The sequence below is a fragment of the Rhizobium sp. WYCCWR10014 genome, from assembly GCF_001657485.1.
Classification (GTDB): domain Bacteria; phylum Pseudomonadota; class Alphaproteobacteria; order Rhizobiales; family Rhizobiaceae; genus Rhizobium.
In genome coordinates this window covers 175,077-187,644 of sequence record NZ_LXFU01000029.1, presented here as the reverse complement: position 1 = coordinate 187,644, position 12,568 = coordinate 175,077, and the positions used below count along the sequence as shown (strand labels likewise).

The 12,568-nt window shown below is 61.2% G+C and carries 9 protein-coding genes and 1 pseudogene; 4 read left to right on the top strand and 6 right to left on the bottom strand.

What is annotated here, in order from left to right:
• Window positions 1-5: 5 nt before the first annotated feature.
• The 4 genes and pseudogenes from hisC to A6U98_RS09560 all read right to left on the bottom strand — a co-directional run bounded on the left by hisC (window position 6) and on the right by A6U98_RS09560 (window position 4,453).
• Window positions 6-1,059 (bottom strand): annotated as a pseudogene (gene hisC, locus A6U98_RS09575) (histidinol-phosphate transaminase).
• A 16-nt stretch (window positions 1,060-1,075) separates the two neighbouring features.
• Window positions 1,076-2,326 carry a flavodoxin-dependent (E)-4-hydroxy-3-methylbut-2-enyl-diphosphate synthase gene (ispG, locus tag A6U98_RS09570; protein ID WP_064649527.1) on the bottom strand — a complete coding sequence of 417 codons (1,251 nt, stop codon included), beginning with the start codon at window positions 2,324-2,326 and terminating at the stop codon, window positions 1,076-1,078.
• 96 nt (window positions 2,327-2,422) lie between these two features.
• Window positions 2,423-3,613: an MFS transporter gene (locus A6U98_RS09565; RefSeq protein ID WP_064649525.1), complete on the bottom strand. Its 1,191-nt coding sequence runs from the start codon at window positions 3,611-3,613 to the stop codon at window positions 2,423-2,425.
• A 63-nt stretch (window positions 3,614-3,676) separates the two neighbouring features.
• The gene (locus A6U98_RS09560; protein ID WP_064649522.1) at window positions 3,677-4,453 is read right to left on the bottom strand and encodes a DeoR/GlpR family DNA-binding transcription regulator; all 777 of its coding nucleotides are present in this window, start codon (window positions 4,451-4,453) and stop codon (window positions 3,677-3,679) included.
• Between the two features lie 212 nt (window positions 4,454-4,665).
• On the opposite strand from A6U98_RS09560, the gene A6U98_RS09555 reads away from it, so the two are divergent.
• The 4 genes from A6U98_RS09555 (at window position 4,666) to A6U98_RS09540 (ending at window position 8,101) form a co-directional block, all read left to right on the top strand.
• The gene (locus A6U98_RS09555; protein ID WP_064649773.1) at window positions 4,666-5,535 is read left to right on the top strand and encodes a DMT family transporter; all 870 of its coding nucleotides are present in this window, start codon (window positions 4,666-4,668) and stop codon (window positions 5,533-5,535) included.
• A 152-nt stretch (window positions 5,536-5,687) separates the two neighbouring features.
• Window positions 5,688-6,461, top strand: a complete 774-nt coding sequence (locus A6U98_RS09550; protein ID WP_064649520.1) for an amino acid ABC transporter substrate-binding protein — start codon at window positions 5,688-5,690, stop codon at window positions 6,459-6,461.
• Window positions 6,462-6,662: 201 nt separating this feature from the next.
• Window positions 6,663-7,343, top strand: a complete 681-nt coding sequence (locus tag A6U98_RS09545; RefSeq protein WP_064649518.1) for an amino acid ABC transporter permease — start codon at window positions 6,663-6,665, stop codon at window positions 7,341-7,343.
• Window positions 7,340-8,101: an amino acid ABC transporter ATP-binding protein gene (locus A6U98_RS09540; protein WP_064649516.1), complete on the top strand. Its 762-nt coding sequence runs from the start codon at window positions 7,340-7,342 to the stop codon at window positions 8,099-8,101. The genes A6U98_RS09545 and A6U98_RS09540 overlap by 4 nt, the downstream gene beginning before the upstream one ends.
• A 143-nt stretch (window positions 8,102-8,244) precedes the next feature.
• On the opposite strand, the gene A6U98_RS09535 is transcribed toward A6U98_RS09540, so the two are convergent.
• Together A6U98_RS09535 and pyc are read right to left on the bottom strand one after the other, a co-directional pair.
• Window positions 8,245-8,817, bottom strand: a complete 573-nt coding sequence (locus A6U98_RS09535) for an NAD(P)H-dependent oxidoreductase (RefSeq protein WP_064649514.1) — start codon at window positions 8,815-8,817, stop codon at window positions 8,245-8,247.
• 190 nt (window positions 8,818-9,007) lie between these two features.
• On the bottom strand, window positions 9,008-12,472 hold the full coding sequence (gene pyc / locus A6U98_RS09530) for a pyruvate carboxylase (protein ID WP_064649512.1): 3,465 nt from the start codon (window positions 12,470-12,472) through the stop codon (window positions 9,008-9,010).
• Between the last annotated feature and the right edge of the window lie 96 nt (window positions 12,473-12,568).

The following is a 12,568-nucleotide window of genomic DNA, read 5'->3' as shown; positions in this document are numbered from 1 at the left end:
ACAGGTCAGGCCGCCAGTATCTCCTTGAGAGCGGAGACCAGACGGGCACACTCCTCATCCGTGCCGATGCTGATCCGCAGGAAGTCCGAAATACGCGGCTTGGCAAAATGCCGGACGAGAATGCCGCGCTCCCGCAGAGCGGCTTGAAATGCTGCGCCCGAACGGCTTTTGTGCCTTGCGAAAACGAAATTCGCCTGGGACGGCAGCACCTCGAAATCCAGCGCTTCGAGTTCCCTAACAAGGCTTTCCCGGCTGGCGATGATGCTCCTCCGGCCTGTCTCGAACCACGCCTCGTCCTTGATCGCCGCCGTCGCGGCAAGCTGCGCCAGACGATCGAGCGGATAGGAATTGAAGCTGTCCTTCCAGCGCCTCGATCAGCGGCCGCTGCCCCAGCGCGAAGCCGATGCGCAGACCGGCAAGCGAACGGGACTTCGACAGGGTCTGAATGACAAGCAGGTTGGGATGCGTGGATATCAGCGGGATGGCGCTTTCACCACCGAAATCGATATAGGCCTCGTCTATGACGACGACCGCGTCCGGATGGGCGGCAAGAAGGGCCTCGATGCCGGTGAGCGGCAGGCCGATGCCGGTCGGCGCATTCGGATTGGGGATGATGATCGCGCCGCAGGGCCTGTCGTAATCCGCCAGCCGGACTTCGAACCTGCCATCGACCGGCACCTCGATCGCCTCGATGCCGTATAGCAGGCTATAGGTCGAATAGAAGGCGTAGGTCACATCGGGATAGAGAAGCGGCCGCTCATGTTTCAGCAGAGCCTGGAACGTATGCGCAAGAACCTCGTCGGAGCCGTTGCCGACGAATACTTCTTCCGCCGTCAGGCCGAAACGAGCCGCGATCGTCTCGCGCAATTCCGTGGCAGCGGGATCTGGATAGAGCCGCAGACGATCGTCCGCCGCTTCCCGGATCGCCTCGAGCGCCTTCGGAGACGGCCCGTAAGGGCTTTCGTTGGTATTGAGCTTGACCATGTTCGCGATACGGGGCTGCTCGCCCGCGACATAGGGCTGAAGCTTGCTGACGATGGGCGACCAGTACTGGCTCATCCGAAGTTGCAGGCGGTCATTCCGCCGCCGTCCGCTGGCCGAAACGCTTCTCGATATAGTCGACAACCAGCGCCTCGAAATCGGCGGCGATATTGGGACCGCGCAGCGTCAGCGCCTTCCGGCCGTCGATGAAAACGGGGGCCGCCGGCGTCTCGCCGGTGCCCGGAAGCGAAATGCCGATATCGGCATGTTTGCTTTCGCCCGGCCCGTTGACGATGCAGCCCATGACGGCGACGTTCAGCGCCTCCACTCCAGGGTACTTTTCGCGCCAGACCGGCATGTTCTTGCGGATGTCGTTCTGGATGTTCTGGGCAAGTTCCTGGAATACCGTCGACGTCGTGCGTCCACAGCCCGGACAGGCCGCAACGACGGGTATGAACTGGCGAAAGCCCATGACCTGCAGGATTTCCTGCGCCACCTGGACTTCGCGCGTGCGGTCGCCGTTCGGCTCGGGCGTCAGCGACACGCGGATCGTATCGCCGATGCCGTGCTGCAGCACGAAGCCCATCGCCGCCGATGAGGCGACAATGCCCTTGGTGCCCATGCCGGCTTCGGTCAGGCCGAGATGCAGCGCATGATTGGAGCGTTCGGCGAGCATGGAATTGACGGCGATCAGGTCCTGAACCTGGCTGACTTTGGCCGACAGGATGATGCGGTTGCGCGGCAGGCCGATCTCTTCGGCAAGGGCTGCCGACAGCAACGCCGACTGCACGATCGCCTCGCGCGTCACCTGCCGGGCCGAAAGCGGTGATCCAGCCTCGGCATTTTGGTCCATCAGCGCCGTCAACAGATCCTGATCGAGCGAGCCCCAGTTGACGCCGATGCGCACCGGCTTGTCATAGCGGATCGCCATCTCGATGATCTCGGCGAACTGCTTGTCCTTCTTGTCCTTGAAGCCGACGTTGCCGGGGTTGATGCGGTATTTCGCCAGCGCTTCGGCACAAGCAGGATGATCGGCAAGCAGCTTGTGGCCGATATAGTGGAAGTCGCCGATCAAGGGCACGTCCATGCCGAGGCGCAGCAGCCGATCGCGGATCTTCGGCACGGCGGCCGCACTCTCGTCGCGGTCGACGGTGATGCGCACCAGCTCCGAGCCCGCCCTGTGGAGGGCGGCGACCTGCGCGACGGTCGAATCGATATCGGCCGTATCGGTGTTCGTCATGGACTGCACGACGACCGGCGCCCCGCCACCGACGATGACGCCGCCGACATCGACGGCAACGGAAGCGCGGCGCGGTTTCGGATCAAAATCGGCGGCTGAGGACATGAAGCGCTTTTTCACCCCTAAAAACAGTGCCTTTCAGGTGGATCATGACCGCTTTCTTGTCAACCGCCCCTGATATCACTTTTGTTGGGAGGCGGCTTAGTGACCGCCTCCGGAGGTCTCATCGGCATAATGGGCCAGCTTGGAAAGCAGCAGAACGACGAGCAGCAGCACCGGCAGCGCCATGAAAACGACGGCAAAACCGATATGCTCGGCGACGAAGCCGATCAACGATGGCGCAACCAGCATGCCGGAATAGCCCATGGTCGTGACCACCGAGATACCGATGCCGGGCTTGAGTCCGGGAATATTGCCCGCCGCCGAGAAAGCGATCGGCACCATGTTGGAGATGCCGATACCGCAAAAAGCAAAGCCCAGGATGGCAAGCTCCGCATTGGGCGCCAGGCCTGCAAGCAGCATGCCGACAATGGCAAACAAAGTGCAGATGCGTAGCGTCTTGACGCCGCCCAGACGGTCACGCACCAGGTCGCCGGCAAAGCGCATGATTGCCATGGTGGCCGAAAAGGCTGCGAAACCAAGACCGGAAAGCGCGACGGACGCATCCATTTCCTGCCGAAGATAGAGCGCGCCCCAGTCCAGAACCGCGCCTTCCGGCACCATGCTGAACAGCGCCATCAATCCGAGCAGCCACGGCAGCGGCACCATCGGCAGCTTCGTCTTTTCCTTCTTGGTGTCGGGATGCGGCGGATCCGCAAGGATCATTGGCCAGGCGACGGCAACGAAGATTGCCGCCAGCACCGTCGCCAGTTGCGCATGGCCGAGCACGCCGAGTTTAGAGATCACGATGCCGCCGAGACCGGAGCCGATCAGTCCGCCAAGGCTCCAGAAAGCGTGGCAGGACGACATGATGGCGCGGCGCATGGATTTCTCGACCGAGACCGCATTGGCATTCATCGCCACATCCATTGCGCCGATAAAGCCGCCGAACAGGAAGAGCGAGATTGCCCCGGTGAGCACATTTGGCGCCAGCGTCAATGCCAGCAGCAACGGCAGCACGCAGCCGGCCAGTACCTGAACGACGATACGCGAGCCGTGTTTGGCGATCTGCGCACCGGCGATCGGCATCATGACCAGCGAGCCGACGCCGAAGACGAGGATCATCAGTCCAAGCTCGAACTTCGTCAGCGCCAGACGCTCGGCAAAATCCGGGATCTTCGGCGCCCAGCAGCCGACGACAAAACCGTTCATGAGAAAGAGCAGGGAAACCGCCGCTCTGCTTCTGGTAATGAAGCCGCTCCGGGCTCCCGGCATACTCACATGACTATCCATTTCCGGTCTTCCTCATTGCCGGGCTTTCACCCGCCCGATTTCCCTAAACTCTATGACGTCGCCTCAGTTCGTTTTCTCGGCGAGAACAGTTCTGCATCCGCGCTCGCGGTAACGGGCGAGAATGGCCGGATCGGCATCGTGTTCGACGACCAGGCATTCGCAATGCGCGACAGGCAAGATGCTATGGGGGGCAGCCGTGCCGAATTTCTCCGAGGTTGCAGCCACCAACACCCTTTTGCTCCTGGATGTCGCAAACCGCTTGAACTCCGCATCCTCGAAGCCGAACACCGTGATGCCGGCCTCGAGATCGACGCCGCAGGCCCCGAGAATGCAGAGATCGGGCGAAATCTGCTCCATGTCCCGCAAGGCCTTGGCGCCGAGCGAACCGCCCGTCTGCCGGTCCACCATCCCGCCGATCAGGATGACGTTGACGGCAGGCTTGTCGATCAGCGCTGCGGCAATCGCCGGCGCGTTCGTTGCAGCCGTCAGCGCAAGTTCGGCCGGCAATGCGTTGGCAATCGCCAGATTGGTGCTGCCGGCATCGAAAAACACGGTCGAACCGGCGGCAATCTGCTTTGCCGCAGCGCGCGCCAGCGCCTGTTTCCGGTCAGCGGCAAAGCCGATGCGCTGCGTCAGGCTTCCATGCGCCGGCGAGACCGGCAATGCACCGCCATAAACCCGCTCGCAGAGCCCTGCCGCCGCCATCTCGCGCAGGTCCCGCCGCACCGTGTCCTCGGAGACACCGAATTCGAGCGCAAGCTCCGTCGCCAGCACGCGGCCATTCAGCCGCAGCCTCTCGGAAATCACGCCTTGGCGCTCTCGCAAAAGAAAATCCTGCATGTTCCTACCGGTTTGAGACCTCATATACCGAAAACGTGCATAACCGCTTATGATCATGCAGGCAATATGCACGTTCACACGTTTTCTGACGTTTCGAAACAAAGCTCCACCACCAGAGCAAATATGCCCTATTGACCGGTCCGAGAGGCGGGAATATCGATTGGACATTCCCGATTCCCGCCGGCATATCCGCCACCTGGTGCGCTCTCCCCGTGAAAAACTCCGTCAGCCTGGGCATCCTGCTCACGACCCTCGCCTATATGGCGTTCACCTTCCATGACGCGATCATCAAGGTCCTGGCTTCCAGCATTCCCGTCTGGCAGATCCTGTTTTTCCGCAGTCTGACGATCCTCGTCGGTTGTCTCGCCTATGGTCGCGGCAAGCTCGTCCAACAGACGCTGAGGTCGCCGATCATCAAGCCGATGATTGCCCGCAGTGTGCTTCTGCTCTGCGCCTGGCTTTCCTACTATTCCGCCGCAAGCCGCCTGCAGCTTGCCGAAGTAACCACGCTTTATTACGCCGCACCTGTCGTCGGCACCCTGTTGGCTTGGGTCATCCTGAAGGAGAAGGTCACGCCGGCGCGCTGGCTGGCCGTCGGCGTCGGTTTCGTCGGCGTCCTCATCGCCTGCAATCCGATCGGCCTCACCATCTCCTGGCCGGTCTATCTGGCCCTGCAGGCAGCCGTGCTCTGGGCCTGCGCCATGGTGCTGCTGCGCAAGACCTCGCTGCACGAAAAGACCATTATCCAGCTCGCCGTTTCCAACGTCTTCTTTCTTGCCATGACCGGCGTTGCCGTTCTCTACACCTGGCAGACACCCGATATGACGCAGCTCGCCCTTCTCATCGCCACTGGCGTCGTTGCCGGCTGCGCGCAGTTCGCCCTTTTCGAAGGCATGCGCCAGGCGCCCGTCTCCGTGCTTGCGCCATTCGAATATAGCTCTCTCATCTGGGCCTTCCTCCTGGGTTTTTTGATCTGGGCCGATATCCCCACGCCCAATGTGGTCGTTGGCGCGGCGATGATCCTCGGCGCCGGATTGATCATCATCGTCAGCGAAAAGCTGCGCCGCCGCATCGCGGCCTGATGCCTGTTTCTGCAGGATTCGTGATTCAGACGGCCGCTTGAGAAAATTATTTGCAGTTGCTGCTTTTATTCGCAGTTTTCTACGCTTCCGGCGCCCTAATTTTCTGCAAACTATCCTCACCCGATGACAACCTCCCAAGGATGGATAAAACAATGAACTGGTTGAAAACCGTCGCCGCCGCTGCCCTCATTCAGGCTGCGGCCCTCCTGCCTGCCCATGCCGGTGAAAACCTCGCCGCCATCAAATCGGCCGGCGTCTTCAAGATCGGCACCGAAGGCACCTATGCGCCCTTCACCTATCATGACGAAAGCGGCAAGCTTGTCGGCTTCGATGTCGAGATCGGCGAAGCGATCGCCGCCAAGCTCGGCGTCAAGGCCGAGTTCGTCGAAGGCAAGTGGGATGGCCTGATCGCCGGCCTCGATGCCAAACGCTATGATACCGTCATCAACCAGGTCGGCATCACCGAAACCCGCAAGCAGAAATACGATTTCTCCGAGCCTTATATCGCCTCCAAGGCCGTGCTGATCGCTCGCGACGGCGATGACAGCATCAAGTCCTTCGCCGATCTGAAGGGCAAGAAGGCCGCCCAGTCGCTGACCAGCAACTTCGGCAAGCTCGCAACCGAAGCCGGTGCCGAACTCATCGGCACCGACGGTTTCGATCAATCGATCCAGTTGGTATTGACCAAGCGCGCCGACGCCACGATCAACGACAGCCTCTCCTTCCTCGATTTCAAGAAGCACAAGCCGGACGCGCCGGTGAAGATCGTCGCCGAGCAGGAAAACGCCGACTATTCCGGCGTCATCATCCGCAAGAACGAGCCGGAGCTTCTGGCCGAAATCAACAAGGCGCTTGCCGACATCAAGGCCGACGGCACCTATAAGAAGATCGCCGACAAGTATTTCGGCCAGGACGTTTCCAAGTAAGCTTCGTTCAGAAAAAAGTCCCCTCCCCAACCCCTCCCCACAAGGGGGAGGGGCTTCGATGCCGCACTGTTCTCATCTCAAAACAACCTCTCAGCTAACAGTACCATCGCTATTTGGTGCGCCGGGGCCTCCGCTAAGCCCCTCCCCCTTGTGGGGAGGGGTATGCCACTTCAACGTACCAACCGACGAGAGGGAACCCCCTTGGCGCACTGGCTCCAACTGATGGCGGAATCGCTACCCTCGCTCCTCTGGGCGGGGTTGATCTTCACCATTCCGCTGACCCTGCTATCCTTCGCCTTCGGCCTGACGCTTGGGCTCGCCACCGCGATCGGCCGGCTCTTCGGGCCGACGCCGCTTTCGGCCGTCGCGCGCTTCTATGTCTGGGTCATCCGCGGCACGCCGCTGCTCGTACAGCTCTTTGTCATCTTCTACGGCCTGCCAAGCCTCGGCATCCTGCTCGACGCCTTTCCGGCCGCCCTCATCGGCTTCACGCTGAATATCGGCGCCTATAGTTCCGAGATCATTCGTGCCGTTATCTCCTCCGTGCCAAAGGGGCAGTGGGAAGCCGCCTATTCGATCGGCATGAGCTGGCGCCAGGCCATGAGCCGCACCATCCTCCCACAGGCCGCCCGCGTCGCCGTGCCGCCTTTGTCGAACACCTTCATCTCACTGGTCAAGGATACCTCGCTTGCCGCCGCCATCACCGTGCCCGAACTCTTCCAGGCGGCGCAGCGCATCGTCGCCACCACCTATGAGCCGCTGATCCTCTATATTGAGGCGGCGCTGATCTATCTCGTCCTGAGCTCCGTCCTCTCGCAGCTGCAGGTGCGGCTGGAACGCCGCTTCGCGCGTTATGGCGGCATGCTGGAGGCAAATGCATGATCGAGCTTTCCAACATCGAAAAGCGCTTCGGCGATGCGGTCATCCTCAAGGATATCAGCATCCGCATCCCCGAAGGCAGCGTTACCGCGCTGGTCGGTCCTTCGGGCGGCGGCAAGAGCACGCTCCTGCGCTGCATCAACCTGCTCGAAATTCCGACCGCCGGCTCCATCCGCCTCGGAGAGGAAACGCTGGCCTTTGCACCGGGCAAACGAACGAGCTGGCCGGCGATCCAGAAGATCCGCCGCCAGACCGGCATGGTCTTCCAGAACTTCCAGCTCTTCCCGCATCAGACCGCGATCGAGAATGTCATGGAAGGGTTGGTGACGGTGCTGAGATGGCCGAAGCAAAAGGCCCGCGAGCGTGCGATGGAATTGCTGACCAAGGTCGGCATGACCGACAAGGCCGATGCCTGGCCTTCGACGCTGTCGGGCGGCCAGCAGCAGCGCGTCGCGATCGCCCGTGCGCTGGCGCCGTCGCCGCGCGTGCTTCTGTGTGACGAGCCGACATCCGCCCTCGATCCCGAGCTTTCGGCCGAAGTGGTCGATGTGCTAGGCCAACTTGCCAGCGAAGGCACGACGATGGTGATGGCGACCCACGATCTCCGGCTTGCCTCTAAGATCGCCAATGACGTGGTTTTCCTGGAAGCCGGCAGCGTGGTGGAAACGGGCAGCGCCAGAGCAATCTTCAGCGCGCCGGAACGCGAACGCACCAAACGTTTCATCTCGACGATCAACGCCGCCCATACTTACGATATCTGAGCTAGAGCATGATGCTGAAAAGTGTGAGCGGCTTTCGGACGACATCATGCTCTACTTCTTTGATTTAGATCCGGCCGACCTGACCTAAAATCATCCTGATCTAATGCCGGGATGCGAACATCCCGGCATTGCTGGAACGCCAATCAGGAGGCCGTGACGACCGAGCGCGCCGCCTTCAGCGCATTGCCCCACCAAGTGATCTGGTCGAGCTGGTTCTTCGCCGCTTCGTTGAGATGCGCGTAATCGCTGAGGCTCTTGCCTTCCTTGAGAACGCCGAGATATTCGCCAAGTGCGATATGCACGCCCGTTTTCACCGAAGCCGCACCCATTTCCACGAAGATCAGGCGAAGATGCTCGACAGCACGTGCGCCGCCGACGCCGCCGTAACCGACGAAACCGACCGGCTTCTGGAGGAACTCGCCGAGGTCGATGGCGTTCTTCAGAACCGCCGTTGGAGCGTGATTGTACTCGGCGACGGTGAAGATGAAGCCATCGAATTCACGCAGCTTCTTTTTCCAGCGCTCCGCCGTCTCGCTTTCAGCGGTCGTGGTACGCTGCTCACCGAAAAAATGCATGGGGTAGTCGAGCAGGTCGAGAACCTCGACCTCGATGTCCTGTCGCTCGGCGGCGATAGCGGCAATCCACTTGGCCGGATGCTCGGCAAAACGGCCAATACGCGTGCTGCCGACGATGACGGCAATCTTCAATTTGCTCATGGAGATGATTTCCTGATGGGTCTTGGGGGCGGGTGGTAAGAGTGCAAGTCTATGAGAAAGCCTCCGCGCCGGGCAAGACGCGAAGGCTGCTGACATTCGAAAAATCAGTTTTTTGACAGGTCGATCGTACACAATCGAGTGAACGCAGCCGGCTCGCAAAGTCGGCTGATGGGCGACTTTGCGAGGCCCTTCAGCCTGCGTAGACGACGAGCAGGTCCTTGGCGTCGATCTGGTCGCCGGCCCGCACCAGCACTTCGGAAATCGTGCCATCCTTTTCCGCATGCAGCGCCGTTTCCATCTTCATCGCCTCGATGGAGACGAGCACGTCACCGGCATTGACGGCCTGGCCGGGCGAGACGAAGACACGGCTGATCACACCCGGCATTGGCGCGCCAACGTGAACGGCATTGCCCGGTTCGGCCTTGCGGCGGACGGCGGCACCCGTCGCCCCATGGGCCCGGTCCGGCACCTTGATGCGGCGCGGCTGACCGTTGAGCTCGAAGAAGATGGTCACCATGCCCTGGCTGTCTGTCGCGCTCATTGCCTGGTTGACGATGACGAGCGTCTTGCCGCGCTCGATGTCGGCAAACAGCTCCTCGCCGTCCTTGAGGCCGTAGAAATAGGCGGGCGTCGGCAGCACCGAGACCGGGCCGTAGGTATCGGAGGCGAGTGCGAAGTCGGTAAAGACCTTCGGATACATCAGGTAGGAAGCAAATTCGAAGTCGCTGATCTCACGCTCGAGTTTCGTCTCGATGACTTTACGCTCCGCATCGAGATCGGCCTCCTTGAGCAGCGAGCCGGGGCGCACCGTATAGGGCTTGTCGCCCTTCAGCGCCTTCTTCTGCAGCGCTTCCGGCCATCCTGACGGCGGCTGGCCGAGATCGCCCTTCAGCATCGAGACCACCGATTCCGGGAAGGAGACTTCCTTGTCGGGGCTGACGACGTCGGCGACTGTCAGGTCCTGAGACACCATCATCAGCGCCATGTCGCCGACGACCTTGGAAGACGGCGTCACCTTGACGATATCGCCGAACATCTGGTTGGCGTCGGCATAGGCCTGCGCCACCTGATGCCAGCGGGTCTCAAGGCCGAGCGAGCGGGCCTGTTCCTTGAGGTTGGTGAACTGGCCGCCCGGCATTTCATGCAGATAGACTTCGGATGCCGGGCCCCTCAGATCGCTTTCGAAGGCGGCATATTGGTTCCGCGCCGCTTCCCAATAGAAGGAGATACGGCGGATCCATTCCGGATCGAGGCCCGGATCACGCTCCGTACCGCGCAGCGCCTCGACGATCGAGCCGAGACAGGGCTGCGAGGTATTGCCGGAAAGCGCATCCATGGCCGCATCGACAGCATCGACGCCGGCATCGACGGCGGCAAGAACCGTCGCGGCCGCAATACCCGATGTATCATGCGTGTGGAAATGGATCGGAAGGCTTGTCGCCTCGCGCAGCGCCTTGAACAGAACTTTCGCAGCCGCAGGCTTGAGAAGGCCCGCCATATCCTTGAGCGCGATGATATGCGCGCCGGCCTTCTCGAGCTCGACCGCAAGGTCGGTGTAGTATTTCAGATCGTATTTCGGACGGGCCGAGTTCAGGATATCGCCGGTATAGCAGATCGCCGCCTCGCAGAGCTTGTTCTCCTCGGCAATGGCATCCATCGAGACGCGCATGTTCTCCACCCAGTTCAGGCAGTCGAACACGCGGAAGAGATCGATGCCGCCCCTGGCCGCCTGCCGGACGAAATATTTGACGACATTATCGGGATAATTGGTGTAACCGACGCCGTTGGCGCCGCGCAGCAGCATCTGCAGCAGAAGGTTCGGCGCGCCCTCGCGGATCAGCGCCAGGCGCTCCCACGGATCCTCCGTCAGAAAACGCATGGAGACGTCAAAGGTCGCGCCACCCCAGCATTCGAGCGACAAAAGGCCTGGCAGCGCATGTGCATAGGTGTCGGCAATGCGGGCGATGTCATAGGTGCGCATACGGGTGGCGAGCAGCGACTGATGGCCGTCGCGCATCGTCGTGTCGGTCAAAAGCACGCGCTTTTCGTTGCGCATCCATTCGCCGAATTTCTTCGGGCCGAGCGTGTCGAGGAGTTGCTTCGTACCATCCTTGACCGTATTGCCGTTGGCGTAGGGAACCACCGGCTCGGCAGCATTTTCCAACGGCTTCGGCCTGTCCTTGGCCTCGGGATGGCCATTGACGGTGACGTCGGCGAGATAGGTCAGGAGCTTCGTGGCGCGATCCTGACGCTTGACCTGCTGGAAGAGTTCCGGCGTCGTGTCGATGAAGCGCGTCGTGTAACTGTTATCCCTGAACTTGGGATGGCCGATGATCGCTTCGAGGAAGGTCAGGTTGGTTGCCACGCCGCGAATGCGGAATTCGCGCAGCGCCCGGTCCATGCGGGCGATCGCTTCCGACGGATTGGGCGCCCATGCCGTGACCTTGACGAGAAGCGGATCGTAAAAGCGGGTGATGATTGCGCCCGAATAGGAGGTGCCGCCATCGAGGCGGATGCCGAAACCGGACGCTGAGCGATAGGCGGTGATGCGGCCGTAATCCGGAATGAAATTATGCTCCGGATCTTCCGTGGTGATGCGGCACTGCAGCGCATGGCCGTTGAGACGGATATCCTCCTGGCGCGGCACGCCCGATTCCGGCGTGCCGATCGCAAAGCCGTCGAGGATGTGGATCTGCGCCTTGACGATATCGATGCCGGTGACGACTTCGGTCACCGTATGCTCGACCTGGATTCGCGGATTGACTTCGATGAAGTAGAATTTGCCGGTATCGGCATCCATCAGATATTCGACGGTGCCGGCGCCGATATAATTGGTCGCCGCCGCGATCTTCAGCGAATAGGCGGCGAGTTCCTGGCGCTGCGCCTCAGAGAGATAGGGCGCCGGCGCGCGCTCGACGACCTTCTGGTTGCGGCGCTGGATCGAGCAGTCACGCTCGAAGAGATGCACGACATTGCCATGCGTATCGCCGAGAACCTGGCTTTCGACATGGCGGGCGCGCTCGACGAGCTTTTCCAGATAGACCTCGTCCTTGCCGAAGGCCGCCATCGCTTCGCGCTTGGCTTCCGTCACCTCGCGGACGAGATCCTTTGGATCGCGGATCGCGCGCATGCCGCGCCCGCCGCCGCCCCAGGAGGCCTTTAGCATGACGGGGTAGCCGATCCCGTCTGCCATCTTCGCCACTTCGGCCATGTCCTCCGGCAACGGCCCGGTGGCCGGCACCACAGGCACGCCGACCGAGATCGCCAAGTTGCGCGCTGCGACCTTATTGCCGAGCTGGCGCATCGTATCGGCCTTCGGGCCGATGAAGATGATGCCGGCCTTGTTGCAGGCATCGACGAATTCGGGGCTTTCCGACAGCAGGCCATAGCCGGGATGGATGGCATCGGCGCCGGACAGTTTCGCGACGCGGATCACCTCCTCGATCGACAGATAGCTCTCGATCGGGCCCATGTCCTTGGAAAGATGCGGGCCGCGGCCAACCTGGTAGCTCTCGTCCGCCTTGAAGCGGTGCAGCGCCAGCTTGTCTTCTTCCGCCCAGATCGCCACGGTTTTTATTCCAAGTTCGTTGGCCGCGCGGAACACGCGAATGGCAATTTCAGAGCGATTGGCAACGAGAATCTTGGAAATGGGCAAAACGGTCTCCTCAGACGTTCAGACGCGGGAATGCTGCACCCGCGAAGGAAATTCTTAACTTCTTGTCACAGAAAGTTCAATTTATCTTGCGACTGC

What these genes read in the sequence shown, in the direction of transcription:
- ispG (WP_064649527.1), bottom strand. Translation starts at nt 2,326, where the DNA reads ATGTCCTCAGCCGCCGATTTTGATCCGAAACCGCGCCGCGCTTCCGTT.
- A6U98_RS09565 (WP_064649525.1), bottom strand. Translation starts at nt 3,613, where the DNA reads ATGGATAGTCATGTGAGTATGCCGGGAGCCCGGAGCGGCTTCATTACC.
- A6U98_RS09560 (WP_064649522.1), bottom strand. Translation starts at nt 4,453, where the DNA reads ATGCAGGATTTTCTTTTGCGAGAGCGCCAAGGCGTGATTTCCGAGAGG.
- A6U98_RS09550 (WP_064649520.1), top strand. Translation starts at nt 5,688, where the DNA reads ATGAACTGGTTGAAAACCGTCGCCGCCGCTGCCCTCATTCAGGCTGCG.
- A6U98_RS09540 (WP_064649516.1), top strand. Translation starts at nt 7,340, where the DNA reads ATGATCGAGCTTTCCAACATCGAAAAGCGCTTCGGCGATGCGGTCATC.
- A6U98_RS09535 (WP_064649514.1), bottom strand. Translation starts at nt 8,817, where the DNA reads ATGAGCAAATTGAAGATTGCCGTCATCGTCGGCAGCACGCGTATTGGC.